Consider the following 14,890-nt stretch of genomic DNA (forward strand, 5'->3'; position numbering starts at 1 on the left):
GGGCCACTCTCTCACCCGCCGTGGAGGCGCCGTCGCTCGGCCGGTGCCCCGATAGGGTTCCTCGGGTGAGAGAGCGATTCCGTGTCGTCGGTGGTGCCCACCTCGTGGGTGAGGTCGCCGTCGTGGGCGCCAAGAACAGCGCCCTGAAGCTGATGGCCGTGGCCCTGCTGGCCGTGGGCCGCACGACGCTGACGAACGTGCCGGCCATCGCCGACGTGACGATCATGGCCGAGCTGCTGCGCCGACTCGGGGTGGGTGTCGACTACGACCCGGCGGCCGGCGTCGTCGTCCTCGACGTGCCCGAGCGCATCGGTCACCGGGCCGACTACGAGCTCGTCCGGGCGTTGCGGGCCTCCATCTCAGTGCTCGGTCCGCTCGTGGCCCGCGTGGGGGAGGCCGACGTGGCCGTGCCGGGCGGCGACGCGATCGGCTCGCGCGGCCTCGACCTGCACGCGGCCGGCCTCGAGGCCCTCGGCGCCGAGGTGCACGTGACCCACGGCTACCTCGTGGCCACGGCACCGGGCGGCCTGCACGGTGCCGACATCCGGCTCGACTTCCCCAGCGTGGGGGCCACCGAGAACATCCTCACGGCGGCGGTCCTGGCCCGTGGCACGACGACGATCGACAACGTCGCCAAGGAGCCCGAAATCATCGACATCGCCGAGATGCTCGTCTCGATGGGCGCCCGGCTCGAGGGCGCCGGCACGTCCCGCATCACCGTCCACGGGGTCGAGGCCCTCACCCCCACCGAGCACGCCGTCGTCTCCGACCGCATCGCGGCCGGCACGTGGGCCTTCGCCGCCGCCACGACGCGCGGGGACATCGAGGTCGTCGGCGGGGTCGCCGAGCACCTGCGGGCCCCGCTCGGGGCCCTCGAGGAGGCGGGCTGCCACGTCGAGGTCACGGCGCGCGGCTTCCGGGTCTCCGCGGTCGACCGGCGCCCGCGTGCCTTCGACGTCGCGACGCTGCCCTACCCGGGCTTCCCGACCGACCTGCAGCCCTTCGCCCTGTCCTACAACGCCGTCGCGGACGGCTCGGCCATGGTGACCGAGAACCTCTTCGAGGCCCGCTTCCGCACGGTGCAGGAGCTCGCCCGGCTCGGCGCCGACGCCCAGATCGACGGACACCACGTCATGACCCACGGCGTCCCGATGCTCTCCGGCGCGCCCGTCGAGAGCAGCGACATCAGGTCCGGCGCGGCCCTCGTCATCGCCGGCCTCGTGGCCGAGGGCGACACCCTCGTCAGCGGCGTCCACCACATCGACCGGGGCTACCCGCGGTTCGAGCAGGCCCTGCGCGCCCTCGGCGCCGACGTGACACGCGAGCCGGACGACGAGCCCCCGTTCGAGTAGACGACCTCTCGCACCCTGGGGAGGACGGCCGGCCGCGGGGGCGGATCGTCCCCTTTGTCAGGAGCGCTCAGGGCCGGCGCGGAGCGTGGCCGACTTCTTCGCTCGATGTTCGTATTTTCTTGACCACTTCTTGACTCCTAGGGGCAACGTTTTGGCTGGCTGAGGCGTCATCATGGTGACGGCACAGCGTTGAGAGGGGTCTACATGACGCTGAACACCCACCGCAGGGGTCCGGTCAGAGTGCTCGACGCACCCGACGGCCACGATGTCATCATCGAGGGACGTCTCGACGTCCACACGGTGCCCGACATCCGCGACGCGATCCACGCGGTCATCATCCAGGGTCCCGGCGAGCTCCGCCTCCACCTCGGCGACGCCGAGATCGGCGACGCCACGGGCCTCGGGGTCATCGTCCACCTCCACCGCCGCGCCACGCGCGCCGAGCGACGGCTGCTGCTCGTCGACGCGAGCGACCGCACGACGCGCCTGCTGCGTGGCTGTCGCCTCGAGCGCATCCTCGCCCCGCGCCACCCGGCGCCGGTGAGCCTGACTGTGGCGCCTCTCACCGCCTGAGCGCCTCCCCACCGCTGCACCCCGCCGCTACCGTCGAGCCATGTCTTCGACGGAGAGCACGCCGCATCCGGCCGCCCGGGTGACGCCCGACCGACCCTGGGTCATGCGCACGTATGCCGGTCACTCGAGTGCCGCTGCGAGCAACGCGCTCTACCGCCGCAACCTCTCCAAGGGGCAGACGGGGCTCTCCGTCGCCTTCGACCTGCCGACCCAGACCGGCTACGACCCCGACCACGTCCTCGCCCGGGGCGAGGTGGGCAAGGTCGGCGTCCCGATCAGCCACATCGGCGACATGGCGGCCCTGTTCGACGCGATCCCGCTGCGCGAGATGAACACGTCGATGACGATCAACGCCACGGCGATGTGGATGCTCGCGCTCTACCAGGTGGCTGCCGAGCGCCAGGCCGAGGCGGCGGGCGAGGACCCTGCGGCGTGGGTCCACGACCTCGCCGGCACGACCCAGAACGACATCATCAAGGAGTACCTCTCGCGCGGGACCTACGTCTTCCCGCCCGCGCCGTCGCTCCGCCTCATCACCGACATGGTCACCTACACGGTGCGCGAGATCCCCAAGTGGAACCCCATCAACATCTGCAGCTACCACCTGCAGGAGGCCGGGGCGACCCCGGTGCAGGAGATCGCCTACGCCATGTCGACCGCGGTCGCCGTGCTCGACGCCGTCCGCGACTCCGGCCAGGTGCCGCCCGAGGAGCTCGCGAGCGTCGTGGCCCGGATCTCCTTCTTCGTCAACGCCGGCGTGCGGTTCGTCGAGGAGATGTGCAAGATGCGCGCCTTCGTGCAGCTGTGGGACGAGCTGACCCGGGAGCGTTACGGCGTCACCGACGCGAAGGCCCGGCGCTTCCGCTACGGCGTCCAGGTCAACAGCCTCGGCCTCACCGAGGCGCAGCCCGAGAACAACGTCCAGCGCATCGTCCTCGAGATGCTCGCCGTGACGCTCTCGAAGGACGCCCGCGCCCGCGCGATCCAGCTGCCGGCGTGGAACGAGGCGCTCGGCCTGCCGCGGCCGTGGGACCAGCAGTGGAGCCTGCGCATGCAGCAGGTGCTCGCCTACGAGTCCGACCTGCTGGAGCACGAGGACCTCTTCGAGGGTTCGGTCGTCGTCGAGGCCAAGGTCGCCGAGCTCGTCGCGGGGGCGAAGGCCGAGATGGCCCGGGTCGAGCAGATGGGCGGCGCCGTCGCGGCGGTCGAGTCCGGCTACATGAAGTCGGCGCTCGTCGCCTCGCACGCCGAGCGCCGCCGACGCATCGAGACGGGCGAGGCCGTCATCGTCGGGCTCAACCGCTTCGAGACGACCGAGCCCAACCCGCTCACGGCCGACCTCGACACGGCGATCCAGACCGTCGACGCCGACGTCGAGCGTCATGCCTCCGAGGCCGTGCGCGCGTGGCGCGAGACGCGTGACGCCGACCCCGAGCGCCGGGCGCGCGCCGCGGCCGCCATGGAGCGGCTGCGCGCCGATGCGGCGACGGACGTCAACCTCATGGCGGCCTCGCTCGAGTGCGCCCGCGCCGAGGTGACGACGGGGGAGTGGGCGGCTGCGCTGCGCGAGCAGTTCGGCGAGTACCGCGCTCCCACCGGGGTCACCGGCTCGGTCGGCGTCGGCTCGAGCGAGCCCGGCGACGCCTTGTCCCACGTGCGCGAGCTCGTCGCCCGCACGGGTGAGGAGCTCGGCGAGAAGCTGCGCATCCTCGTCGGCAAGCCCGGCCTCGACGGCCACAGCAACGGCGCCGAGCAGGTCGCCGTGCGCGCCCGAGACGCCGGGTTCGAGGTCGTCTACCAGGGCATCCGCCTGACCCCCGAGCAGATCGTCGCGGCCGCGGTGGCCGAGGACGTCCACCTCGTCGGGCTCTCGATCCTCAGCGGCTCGCACATGGAGCTCGTGCCCGAGGTGCTGCGGGGACTGCGCGAGGCGGGCGCCGGCGACGTGCCGGTCATCGTCGGCGGCATCATCCCCGAGTCCGACGCTGGCGCGCTCCGGGCCGCCGGCGTCGCCATGGTCTTCACCCCGAAGGACTTCGGACTCAACGACATCATGGCCGAGATGGTCGGTGTGATCCGCACCGCACGGGGTCTTGCGCCCCTTGAGTCCGCGCCGGCCTGAGCAGGCGTAGCGTCGCAGGTATGAGCGACCTGCAGTGCGCCGCACGCATCATCCTGGTCAACCCTCCGGGGCTCACGGACGTCCCGTGGCTCGCCTCCGCGATCCACCTCGAGAAGGTCCAGGCGGTGTATGCCGCCGACGACGTCCCCGACACCGGCCCGGTCGAGTCGCTCGCCGACGACCTCGGCGTCCCCTCGCACCTCGGCCACGGCGACCTCCGCGACGGGTCGTCCGGTCTCGAGGAGCTCGTCGACCGGCACCGCGGCGAGACCGTCGTCGTCGTGCGCGGCGGCGACGAGCCCGACCCCGTCCTGCTGCTCGTCGACGCGGACGGCGTCAGCACCCAGACGATCGAGGGCCTGTCCTGATGGCGGTGACGGCGACCGCCGACGTCGTCGTCGCCGAGCTCGAGGCCGAGGCCTCACCGGAGGCGCTCGCGTCGGTGCGCAAGCGCATCGCCCCCGACGAGGAGGCCTTCGGCGTGCGGATGGGCACGCTCTTCGCTGCCGCCAGGCGCCACACCTCGCTCCCGCTCGGCGAGGTGCAGCAGCTGCTCGCACACCCGGCCTACGAGCCACGCCTCGCGGCCCTCTGCATCCTCGACTTCAAGGCGCGGCGCAAGCGGATCGACGGGCACGGTCGGGGCACCCTGGCCCGGACCTACCTCGGCCACCACGACCGGATCACGACGTGGGACATGGTCGACCGGGCCGCGCCGCGCGTCATCGGGCTGTGGCTCGTGGGTCGTGACAAGCAGATCCTGCGCGACCTGGCCCTCTCGCCCCAGCCGCTGCGCCGGCGCACCGCGATGACGGCGCCGCTCGGCTTCCTCGACAGCGACGACGTCGAGGTCGGCTGGGAGCTCGCCGGCCGGCTCGCGGCCGACCGGGACCCGTTGGTGCACAAGCCCGTCGGGATCTTCGTCAAGCACGCCGGCGAGCGTGACCGCGACCGGCTGGTGGCCTTCCTCGAGGAGCACGTCGAAGGGATGCCGCGACCGGCTGTCCGGCTCGCCGTCGAGAAGCTGCCACCCGACCTGCGCTCGCGATGGGTGTGACCGCGCTGCGGCACGGCTCACCTGCCTCGCGTGGGCGACGACACGGCATACGCCCTCGGTGGGGTCAGAAGAGGCGGGACTCCGCGTCGTCGATGCCCTTGAGGGCGTCGTAGTCGAGCACGACGCACCGGATGCCGCGGTCCTCGGCGAGCGTGCGCGCCTGCGGCTTGATCTGCTGGGCGGCGAAGACGCCCGTCACGGGCGCGAGGTGCGGGTCACGGTTCATCAGCTCGAGGTAGCGGGTCAGCTGCTCGACGCCGTCGATCTCGCCGCGACGCTTGATCTCGACGGCGACGCTCGTGCCGGCCGAGTCCTTCGCGAGGATGTCGACGGGCCCGATGGCCGTCATGTACTCGCGGCGCACGAGCGACCAGCCGTGGCCGAGGGTGTGGATGTGCTCGGCGAGCAGCCGCTGCAGGTGCGCCTCGACGCCGTCCTTGACGAGGCCCGGGTCGACGCCGAGCTCGTGGTCGGAGTCGTGCAGGACCTCGTGGATGAGGACCGTGAGGCGGTCCTCGCTCTTGGCGTGCTGCACCCGCCAGACGGCGACGATCCCGTCGGCGGTCTGGACCTCGTCGGGCTCGACCTCGGCCATCGTGCACGGCGGCGACATCCAGTTGAGCGGCTTGTAGGAGCCGCCGTCGCTGTGCACGAGCACCGAGCCGTCGGCCTTGACGACGAGCAGCCGGGTCGCGAGCGGGAGGTGGGCGGTGAGCCGACCGTCGTAGTCGACGCTGCACCGGGCTATGACGAGACGCACCGGTCCACCCTAGAGGAGGGCGCGTGGGCAGCGTCACGCCCCGGGCGGGTGTGGCCGGCGCACACCCTCTGCGAGACTTTCGCCCATGGCTCGAGAGTTCACCAAGGTTGGCGTCATCGGACTCGGCACCATGGGTGCCGGCATCGTCGAGGTCTTCGCGCGCAACGGCATCGACGTCGTCGCGGTGGAGGTCACCGACGAGGCGGTCGAGAAGGGCAAGGGCGTCCTGCAGCACTCGACCGACCGGGCCGTCTCGCGCGGCAAGCTCGACGCCGAGGAGCAGGCCGCCCTCCACGCGCGCGTGCTCTTCACGAGCGACATGGCCGACCTCAAGGAGTGCCAGCTCGTCGTCGAAGCCGTGCCCGAGCACCTCGACCTCAAGAAGGACATCTTCGCCAAGCTCGACGCCATCGTCTCCGACGACGCGATCCTCGCGACGAACACCAGCTCGCTGCCGGTGACCGAGATCGCCGTCGCCACGATCAACCCCAAGCGCGTCGTCGGCATGCACTTCTTCAACCCGGCGCCCGTGCTCCAGTTCGTCGAGGTCATCAAGACCGTCATCACGAGCGACGAGATCTTCGAGGACGTCAAGGCGCTCGCCGAGCGGCTCGGCAAGAAGCCCGTCATCGTCGGGGACAAGGCCGGCTTCATCGCCAACGCCCTGCTCTTCGGCTACCTCAACCACGCCGTCGCGATGTACGAGAGCAAGTACGCCACGCGCGAGGACATCGACGCCGCCATGAAGCTCGGCTGCGGCTACCCCATGGGGCCGCTCGCGCTCATGGACCTCATCGGGCTCGACACCGCCTACGAGATCCTCGACACGATGTACAAGCAGGGCCGCGACCGCCTGCACGCCCCGAGCCCCATCATCAAGCAGATGGTCAGCGCCGGGCTCAAGGGCCGCAAGAGCGGCCGCGGCTTCTACACGTATGCCGCCCCGGGCAGCTCGGCGGTCGTCGACGACGCCCTGACGCCCACGGCCGCGCAGGACTCCACGACGGGCACGCGCCCGATCCGGACGGTCGGCGTCGTCGGCTCCGGCACGATGGCCACCGGCATGGTCGAGGTCTTCGCCAAGGCCGGCCTCGACGTGACGTTCGTGGCCCGCAGCGACGCCAAGGTCGAGGCGGTGCGCGCGGCGCTCGCCAAGAGCCTCGAGAAGGCCGTCCAGCGCGGCAAGGCCACCGAGGAGGACCGCGACGCGGCCCTGGCCCACGTGCGCGGCACGACCCGCCTCGAGGACCTCGCCCAGGTCGACCTCGTCGTCGAGGCCGTCGTCGAGGACCTCACCGTCAAGCGCGCGCTCTTCGAGAACCTCGACGAGATCTGCCGCCCGGGAGCCATCCTCGCGACGACGACGAGCTCGCTGCCCGTCGTCGAGTGCGCGGCCGCCACGAAGCGCCCGCAGGACGTCATCGGCATGCACTTCTTCAACCCGGCCCAGGTCATGAAGCTCGTCGAGGTCGTGCACACGGTGTCGACCGCCGACGACGTCATCGCGACCGTGCAGGCCCTCTGCGCGACGGTCGGCAAGCACGCCGTGACGTGCGGCGACCGCGCCGGCTTCATCGTCAACGCGCTGCTCTTCCCCTACCTCAACGACGCCGTGAAGATGCTCGAGGCCAACTACTCGACGGCCGACGACATCGACACCGCGATGAAGACCGGCTGTGGCCTGCCGATGGGGCCGTTCGAGCTGCTCGACGTCGTCGGCCTCGACGTGTCCCTCGCCATCGAGCGCGAGCTCTACCTCGAGTTCCGCGAGCGCGGCTACGCCCCCGCGCCGCTGCTCGAGCACCTCGTCACCGCCGGCTACCTCGGGCGCAAGACGGGGCGCGGCTTCCGCACCTACGCCTGACACCTACGCTGGAGACATGCCCTCGCGTCGTCGTCCCAGCAAGCACGCGCGTGAGCACGTGCCGCTCGACGTGACGCGGATCCAGGGCGGCTCCACGCGTGAGGAGTCGTATGCCGGCACGCGCTGGACCGTGCGCTCCGTCAGCGGCGCGTCCGCCACGCGTGACTACCTCTGCCCGGGGTGCCAACAGGACATCCCACCCGGGGTCCCGCACGTCGTCGTGTGGCCGGCCGAGGGCGTCGGCGGGCTCGGGGACCGTCGGCACTGGCACACCGGCTGCTGGCAGCGGCGCGACGCCCGGCCGAGCGGCAACTCCTACCGCTGACGCGCGTCAGGCGTCGAGGACGGGGGCGAGCTCGCGGCCCACGAGGTGCAGCGGAGCCGTGTCACGCTGCGCGCGGGCGAGCACGATGGCTCCCTCGAGGGCGCACAGCATGAGGGTCGAGAGTGCCTGCGCCCGCCGGGGCGTCCGGCCCATCGTGACGAGGGCCGCGGTGATCGGACGCCGCCACGTCTGCAGGGCGGAGGTGGCCGCCCGGCGCACGGCGTCGTTGGTGTCCGCACAGTCGACGACCGCGGCGGCGACGGGGCAGCCGCGGGCGAAGCCGCGCGACTCGAGGTCGGCCGCCCAGTCGTCGACGATCGCGGTGAAGAGGCGCGCGGGGGTCGGCCGCCTCATCCGGGCGAGGTGCTCGTCGACGCGTTCGGCGGCCCAGGTGCCGGCCCACTCGAGCGCCTCCCCGACGAGCTGGTCCTTGCCGCCGGGGAAGTAGTGCTGGAGGGAGCCGCGTGGTGCGTCCGCGGCGGCGACGACCTCCCGCAGTCCCGTGCCGGAGACCCCGGCGCGACGCAGGTGCTGGGCGGTCTCGTAGACGATGCGCTCGCGATGTCCACGGGTGCTGGCCGACATGTCGCCTCCGGTCCGGTCGGGTGACCTCGACCATGACACTCGTCATGATCCGAGCGCTACTATGACACTCGTCATACTAGTCACGGATGGAGGTCGCCATGGAGACGCGCGTCGGGTTCATCGGTCTCGGCATCATGGGACGGCCCATGGCGGCCAACCTGCAGCGTGCGGGCATCCCTCTCTCCGTGTGGAACCGCTCGCCGGGCGGAGCCGCGGCGCTGGCATCGCTGGGAGCCGTCGTGCACCCCTCGCCGACAGCCGTCTTCGAGGCCAGCGACGTCGTCCTGCTCATGCTGGCCCACGAGACTGCGGTCGACGAGGTGCTCCAGCGGGGGAGTGACGCGTTCTCGCGGATGGTGTCGGGGCGCACGGTCGTGCACCTCGGCACGACCTCGCCCGGCTTCTCCGCCGCCCTCGCTCGGGACGTCGAGGCGGCCGGCGGTGACTACGTCGAGGCGCCCGTCTCGGGCTCGCGCGTCCCGGCGGAGCGGGCGGAGCTCGTGGGCCTCGTCGCCGGCCGGCCCGAGGTCGTCGACCGCGTCGCACCGCTGCTCGCCCCGATGTGCCGCGAGGTCGTCCGGTGCGGCGAGGTGCCGGCGGGGACGGGCACCAAGCTCGCCGTCAACCTCTACCTCTGCACGATGGTCGCCGGGCTCGCCGAGGCCTTCCACCTCGCCGACCGCCTCGACCTCGACCTCGAGGTCTTCCGTCACGCCCTCGACTCCGGTCCGATGGCGAGCGCGGTCTCGACGGTCAAGCTCGCCAAGCTCGTCGCGCGCGACTTCGAGGCCCAGGCCGCGGTGCGCGACGTCCACACCAACACCCGGCTCATCGCCGACGCCGCGGGCGCCGTCGGGGCCCACAGCCCGGTGCTCGAGGCGACGCGCGAGCTCTTCAGGGAGACCGAGGCCGCCGGGCTCGGCGCGCTCGACATGGCGGCCGTCGTCACGGCCCTGGAGCAGCGGGATGCCCGCACCGACGGCACGTCACGGCGTCACGGCTCCCCGGGCACACGGCATACCCCCTCGCGGAGCGACCGCGGCTAGTGCCGGCGCTGGCGGGGGACGAGGACCTCCTCGTAGAGCAGCAGCGCCCCCGCCGCGAACGGGATCGCCAGCAGCGCGCCGAGGATGCCGAGCAGGGCCCCGCCGGCGAGCGCGGCGACGACCGTCACGGCGCCGGGAACGGCCACGGTCCGCTGCATGATGCGCGGCATGACGGCGTAGTTCTCGATCTGCTGGTAGACGATGAAGTAGATGATGACGATGAGCGCCTTCTTCGGCTCGTCGAAGAACGCGACGATCGCGACGACGGTCGCGCCGAGCGTCGCGCCGATCATCGGCACCAGCCCGAGGAAGCCCACGAGCACGGCCAGCACCGCGGCGAACTGCAGGTCGATGAGGCTCATCATGATCCAGGCGAAGAACGCGTTGATCGCGGCGACGGCGACCTGGCCGATGGCGTAGGACCCGACGCGGCGCATCACCTCCTCGGAGAGCGAGACGGTGCGCGGGCGCCGGGTGGCCGGCACGAGAGCGTAGGCCGCCTGCTTGACCGCCGGCAGGGACGCGAGGAAGTAGAGGGTGAGGACGAGCACCGTCAACCCGCTGAAGACGCCGGTCGCGATGACCTTGCCCGCGTCGAGGACGCCGCCGAAGACGCCGGCCCACAGGTTACCGTCGGCGACGCGCTTGTTGACCTCCTCCTGGATGCGCTGGACGAGCTGGTAGCGGTGGTCGACGTCCTGCACCCACGGGTTGGCCAGCAGGTTGTCGAAGAGCCTCGGCGCGTTCGTCGCGAGCTCACTGCCCTGCTCGGCCACCGGCGGGATGACGACCCAGCCGACCAGCGCGAAGACGGCGAGCACGCCGAGGAAGACGATGGTGACCGCCCAGCCGCGGCGCAGCCTGCGGCGGGTCAGCGCCTCGACGAGCGGGTTGAGCGCGAGCGTCAGGAAGAACGAGATGACGAGCAGGGTGATGACCGTGCCCAGGCGGCCGACCGCCTGCACGACGGCGTAGGCCGTGAGCACGCCGATCGCGCCGACGAAGCCGATGTAGAACGGTGACTGCCGGTTGAAGGGGGTGCCGCTCGGACCGAAGTCGCGCCGCCCGGCCTTGCCCCGCTTGCCACCACCGGCTCCCGGGGCAGCCGCGCCTGCGGCTTCTGAGCCGTCGGTCGCTGCGGTGGCGCCGGTGGGGCTGGTGGCGCCGCTGGGGCCGGAGGTCGTGGAGCCTGAGGGTGGCGCGTCGGTGGTGGCCGGCGCGTCGGTCGGCCCGGCCCCGAGCGGGAGGGTGCTGGCGAGGAGGTCGGGCCCACCCCGTCCGTCGGGCGAGTCCGCGGGATCCCCGTAGGCCGCTCGCGAGGCGCGCTCGTCGAAGCCGAGGTCGCGGGCCCGGAACTCGTCCATCCGGGCGCGCTGGGCGCGGCGGTACCGCGTCCACCGTCCCCAGATGCTCACGCCCGCGAGCCTACGTCAGGCACCCGCGACCGGCCCGAGTTGCCCGGGGCGTGTCAGGAGTGCCGGCACGAGGCCGCGCGCGGCCGCGGCCCGGGCGGGACGGCATACGGGTACGGGACGGGTGAACGAGAACGCGACGGCGCCCCCTGAGGGGCGTCGCCCGACACCAGACCAGCACGAGGAGCACCATGCCCAGCGTCACTCGCAGCTTCACCGTCCACCCCGCGCCGGCGGCCGTCATCGACTACCTCAAGGACTTCTCGAACGCCGAGGAGTGGGACCCGGGCACCGAGTCGTGCACCCGTGTCGGCGACGGACCCGTCGCCGTCGGTGCGAGGTGGCACAACGTCTCGAAGATCGCCGGCGTCACGACGGAGCTCGACTACGAGCTGACCGAGCTCACGGACACCCGGATCGTCCTCGTCGGGCGCAACGACAGCGCGACGTCCACCGACACGATCACCGTCCTGCCCTCGGGCGAGGGCAGCGAGATCACCTACCACGCCGACCTCGACATGCACGGGCTCGCCAACCTCGCCGCCCCCGCCATGAAGCTCGTCTTCGAGAAGCTCGCCGACGACACCGAGGAGCAGCTGACGCGGGTGCTCGAGTCCCGCTGACCCGCGCGACTGCGGCCGCTCGGGCCGCGCGCCCGGTCGCGACGAGGGCCGGTCCACCGTCATGGTGGGCCGGCCCTCTCGTGCGGTCGCGGTCGGGACTACTGGTCGGCGAAGCGGTTGATCGCCGACTCGAAGCCGGCCCGCTTCTCGGGGTCGGTGACGCCGAGGCCGGGCTCGGGGGAGAGCGTCAGCACGCCGACCTTGCCCTGGTGGGCGTTGCGGTGGACGTCGAGCGCCGCCTGCCCGACCTCGTCGAGCGTGTACGTCTTGCTCAGGGTCGGGTGGATGAGCCCGCGGTTGACGAGCTCGTTGGCTTCCCACGCCTCGCGGTAGTTGGCGAAGTGCGAGCTGACGATGCGCTTGAGGTTCATCCAGAGGTAGCGGTTGTCGTACTCGTGCATGTAGCCCGACGTCGAGGCGCACGTGACGATGGTGCCGCCCTTGCGCGCGACGTAGACGCTCGCGCCGAAGGTCTCGCGGCCAGGGTGCTCGAAGACGATGTCGACGTCGTAGCCACCGGTCAGCTCGCGGATCTTCTTGCCGAGCCGCTGCCACTCGCGCGGGTTCTGCTCGGTGCCCTCGTCGTTCCAGAAGCGGTAGTCCTCGGCGTTGCGGTCGATGATGAGCTCGGCGCCCATGGCCCGGCAGATCTCGGCCTTCTCGGGCGAGGAGACGACGCAGATCGGGGTCGCACCGCCGGCGAGGGCCATCTGCGTGGCGTAGGAGCCGAGACCGCCGGACGCGCCCCAGACGAGCACGCGGTCGCCGAGCTTCATGGCGGCGCCGTTCTTGGAGATGAGCTGGCGGTAGGCCGTGCTGTTGACGAGGCCGGGGGAGGCGGCCTCCTCCCACGTCAGGTGGCCGGGCTTGGGCATCAGCTGGTTGGCCTTGACGATCGCGAGCTCGGCCAGGCCGCCGAAGTTCGTCTCGAAGCCCCAGATCCGCTGCTGCGGGTCGAGCATCGTGTCGTTGTGGCCCTCGGCGTCCTCGAGCTCGACCGAGAGGCAGTGGGCGACGACCTCGGTGCCGGGCTTCCACTTCGTCACCCCCGGGCCGGTGCGCAGGATGACGCCGGCGAGGTCGGACCCGACGACGTGGTAGGGCAGGTCGTGGCGCTTGGAGAACTCCGACATGCGGCCGTAGCGCTCGAGGAAGCCGAAGGTCGAGACCGGCTCGAAGATCGAGGTCCACACGGTGTTGTAGTTGATCGCACTCGCCATGACGGCGACGAGCGCCTCGCCCGGTGCGAGCTCGGGGACGGGTACCTCGTCGATGTGCAGCGACTTGCGCGGGTCCTTGTCGCGCGTGGCGAGCCCCTCGAACATGCCGACCTCGTCCTTGTGGACGGTCGCCCCGCGGTACGTGGCGGGGATCTCGATGTTCGCGTAGGTCTCCTGGGTGCGGTCGCCGGAGAGGATGGCGTCGCGGATGGCCTGCATTGAAGGTCCTTACGTCGCAGCGTCATTGGTGGGTCGAGACAGTGTCGAACCCGTGCGGTGTGTCCCCGAACGTAGCGAGACGTGACCCACGGGTAGCCGCTTCTGAGACGGCCACCACAGGTGACCTGGGTCACGAGGGCGACGCGACGCGGGCGGCCGCTCCGACGCACCCCCGCGAGGTCGTATGCCGGGTCGCCGGCGAGCGTGGGCGGGCGCCTGGCGCGTACGTGGTGGCGGCCCGACGGTCCGGTCCACCTGCGCGCGGTGCCGGCGGGTGCCGGCGGGTGCGGGCGGTGGTCCGCCGGCCGCGGGGTACGGTCGGCGCGTGCGACGGACGGCGACGGGTCTCGGGTGCTGGCTCGTGCAGCCGGTCTACCTGCTCGTCGAGCTGCTCGTCGCGGCCGCCGCGTCGGCGTCCTACAGTCTGCGCGACGACACGATCAGCGCGCTCGGGATGCTGACGTGCGCACCCGGACACGCCGGGGCGGCCGTCGACGTGTGCTCGTCGGGGCACGTCGCGCTCAACGCCGCGTTCGTCGTCTTCGGCCTGCTGCGGGCGGCGGGTGCCGTGCTCCTGCGCCCGCGTCTCGGCGCGGGCGGCTGGGCGCTCGCGGCGGTCTGGCTGTGGGTCGTGTCCGCGTGCTTCGCCGCTGCCGTGGGGCTCGTGCCGGTCGACCAGCTCCCGGGCTGGCACGCGGTCGTGGCCGTGCCCGTCTTCGTGCTCCAGCCGCTCGCGGTCCTCGTCACGGCCGAGACGCTGCGGAGGTCACGCGCCGTGTCGCGGGGCGTCGCCCGTTCAGGAATCGTCCTCGGCGGGATCATGGTCGCCGCGGCCGCCGCGTTCGGGCTCCGGCTCGGGGACCCGACGTGGGTCGGCGCCCTCGAGCGCCTCGCGCTGTGGCCGACCTACCCGTGGCTCGCCGTCGTCGCCTGGGCGCTGCTCGTCGCCAGGAGGTCGGAGACCGTCGCGAAGGCGTAGCCGTCGTCGCGGAGCCTGCGGATGATCGCCACGAGCCGGTCGATGGTGATGAGCCGGTCGGCCGTGCCGGTGTCGTGGGCGAGGACGATCGAGCCCGGACGCACCTGCGACGCGATGTCGTCGACGATGCCGTCGGGACGGCTCGCCACGAGGTCCTCGCGGGCCTGGGCCGACCACAGCACCGTGGTGAGGCCCGCCTCGGCCGCCGCCAGCAGGGCGGCGCCGCCGACGTGTCCGTAGGGCGGCCGGAAGAGCGTAGGCGCCTCGCCGTACGTCTCCGTCATGAGCCTGGTCGTGCTCGTGATCTCCGTGCTGCACCGCGACCAGTCGAGGCGGCCGAGGTCGTGGTGCTCGAAGGTGTGGTTCGCGAGCTCGTGGCGGCCGACGCTGTCACGGTGCAGGTCGCCGTGGTCGCGGACGTTGCGGCCGAGGCAGAAGAACGTGGCCGGCACGTCCTCCGCCTCCAGAGCGGCCAGCACCCGTGGGGTCCAGTCGGGGTGGGGGCCGTCGTCGAAGGTCAGCGCCACGCGGCGCTGCTGGCCCGGACCTGCCCAGACGACCGAGGTGGCCGCAGCCGACGGCGCGGACCGGTCGGGCCGCACCGCGCTGACCGGGCTGCCGTAGAAGGGCAGCGGCGTGTTCTCGTCCAGTCGCTCAGCGAGCCGCACCGCGCCCACCGCGCCCGCTGCTCCGACGGCTGCGCCGGCCGCCGCGGTCAGGGCCTGTCGGCGTGTGACCTCCATGCCAGCCGAT

15 protein-coding genes are annotated in these 14,890 nt (G+C 72.1%); 10 read left to right on the plus strand and 5 right to left on the minus strand.

The window, feature by feature from the left end; all coding sequences use genetic code 11:
• The first annotated feature begins 65 nt into the window (after nt 1-65).
• The 5 genes from murA (at nt 66) to ACSQ2D_RS06785 (ending at nt 5,104) form a co-directional block, all read left to right on the plus strand.
• Nucleotides 66-1,352 (plus strand): UDP-N-acetylglucosamine 1-carboxyvinyltransferase, encoded by a 1,287-nt coding sequence (murA, locus tag ACSQ2D_RS06765; RefSeq protein ID WP_435985204.1) that lies wholly within the window; start codon nt 66-68, stop codon nt 1,350-1,352.
• A gap of 204 nt (nt 1,353-1,556) precedes the next feature.
• The gene (locus tag ACSQ2D_RS06770) at nt 1,557-1,925 is read left to right on the plus strand and encodes an STAS domain-containing protein (RefSeq protein ID WP_435985205.1); all 369 of its coding nucleotides are present in this window, start codon (nt 1,557-1,559) and stop codon (nt 1,923-1,925) included.
• A gap of 103 nt (nt 1,926-2,028) precedes the next feature.
• Nucleotides 2,029-4,047, plus strand: coding sequence for a protein meaA (locus ACSQ2D_RS06775; RefSeq protein ID WP_435987825.1), 2,019 nt, complete (start codon nt 2,029-2,031; stop codon nt 4,045-4,047).
• A gap of 20 nt (nt 4,048-4,067) precedes the next feature.
• Entirely contained in the window at nt 4,068-4,415 is a 348-nt protein-coding gene (locus tag ACSQ2D_RS06780; RefSeq protein WP_435985206.1) for a hypothetical protein, read from the plus strand.
• Nucleotides 4,416-4,420: 5 nt separating this feature from the next.
• Nucleotides 4,421-5,104: a DNA alkylation repair protein gene (locus ACSQ2D_RS06785; RefSeq protein ID WP_435985207.1), complete on the plus strand. Its 684-nt coding sequence runs from the start codon at nt 4,421-4,423 to the stop codon at nt 5,102-5,104.
• Between the two features lie 64 nt (nt 5,105-5,168).
• Here the strand turns inward: ACSQ2D_RS06785 and nucS are convergent, their stop codons facing one another.
• Nucleotides 5,169-5,864 (minus strand): endonuclease NucS, encoded by a 696-nt coding sequence (gene nucS, locus ACSQ2D_RS06790; RefSeq protein WP_435985208.1) that lies wholly within the window; start codon nt 5,862-5,864, stop codon nt 5,169-5,171.
• A gap of 85 nt (nt 5,865-5,949) precedes the next feature.
• Here nucS and ACSQ2D_RS06795 point away from each other — a divergent pair, with 85 nt between their 5' ends.
• Nucleotides 5,950-7,728, plus strand: coding sequence for a 3-hydroxyacyl-CoA dehydrogenase family protein (locus tag ACSQ2D_RS06795; RefSeq protein ID WP_435985209.1), 1,779 nt, complete (start codon nt 5,950-5,952; stop codon nt 7,726-7,728).
• A 16-nt stretch (nt 7,729-7,744) separates the two neighbouring features.
• Entirely contained in the window at nt 7,745-8,053 is a 309-nt protein-coding gene (locus tag ACSQ2D_RS06800) for a hypothetical protein (RefSeq protein WP_435985210.1), read from the plus strand.
• Nucleotides 8,054-8,059: 6 nt separating this feature from the next.
• Here the strand turns inward: ACSQ2D_RS06800 and ACSQ2D_RS06805 are convergent, their stop codons facing one another.
• A complete protein-coding gene (locus ACSQ2D_RS06805; protein WP_435985211.1) occupies nt 8,060-8,638 on the minus strand; it encodes a TetR/AcrR family transcriptional regulator in 579 nt (192 codons plus the stop codon).
• Nucleotides 8,639-8,736: 98 nt separating this feature from the next.
• Between ACSQ2D_RS06805 and ACSQ2D_RS06810 the strand changes: the two genes are divergently transcribed.
• The gene (locus ACSQ2D_RS06810; RefSeq protein WP_435985212.1) at nt 8,737-9,684 is read left to right on the plus strand and encodes an NAD(P)-dependent oxidoreductase; all 948 of its coding nucleotides are present in this window, start codon (nt 8,737-8,739) and stop codon (nt 9,682-9,684) included.
• On the opposite strand, the gene ACSQ2D_RS06815 is transcribed toward ACSQ2D_RS06810, so the two are convergent.
• Nucleotides 9,681-11,099 (minus strand): AI-2E family transporter, encoded by a 1,419-nt coding sequence (locus tag ACSQ2D_RS06815; protein ID WP_435985213.1) that lies wholly within the window; start codon nt 11,097-11,099, stop codon nt 9,681-9,683. The genes ACSQ2D_RS06810 and ACSQ2D_RS06815 overlap by 4 nt on opposite strands.
• A 188-nt stretch (nt 11,100-11,287) precedes the next feature.
• Here ACSQ2D_RS06815 and ACSQ2D_RS06820 point away from each other — a divergent pair, with 188 nt between their 5' ends.
• Nucleotides 11,288-11,719 (plus strand): SRPBCC family protein, encoded by a 432-nt coding sequence (locus tag ACSQ2D_RS06820; RefSeq protein ID WP_435985214.1) that lies wholly within the window; start codon nt 11,288-11,290, stop codon nt 11,717-11,719.
• A gap of 98 nt (nt 11,720-11,817) precedes the next feature.
• Here ACSQ2D_RS06820 and ccrA read toward each other — a convergent pair whose 3' ends face one another.
• Nucleotides 11,818-13,158, minus strand: coding sequence for a crotonyl-CoA carboxylase/reductase (gene ccrA, locus ACSQ2D_RS06825; protein WP_435985215.1), 1,341 nt, complete (start codon nt 13,156-13,158; stop codon nt 11,818-11,820).
• Between the two features lie 325 nt (nt 13,159-13,483).
• On the opposite strand from ccrA, the gene ACSQ2D_RS06830 reads away from it, so the two are divergent.
• Nucleotides 13,484-14,137: a DUF998 domain-containing protein gene (locus ACSQ2D_RS06830; RefSeq protein ID WP_435985216.1), complete on the plus strand. Its 654-nt coding sequence runs from the start codon at nt 13,484-13,486 to the stop codon at nt 14,135-14,137.
• Here ACSQ2D_RS06830 and ACSQ2D_RS06835 read toward each other — a convergent pair.
• On the minus strand, nt 14,065-14,880 hold the full coding sequence (locus ACSQ2D_RS06835; RefSeq protein ID WP_435985217.1) for a polysaccharide deacetylase family protein: 816 nt from the start codon (nt 14,878-14,880) through the stop codon (nt 14,065-14,067). The two genes, ACSQ2D_RS06830 and ACSQ2D_RS06835, sit on opposite strands and share 73 nt — an antisense overlap.
• Nucleotides 14,881-14,890 lie beyond the last annotated feature (10 nt).

Source organism: Terrabacter sp. LjRoot27 (assembly GCF_964254175.1).
In the GTDB taxonomy this organism is placed as follows: Bacteria; Actinomycetota; Actinomycetes; order Actinomycetales; family Dermatophilaceae; genus Terrabacter.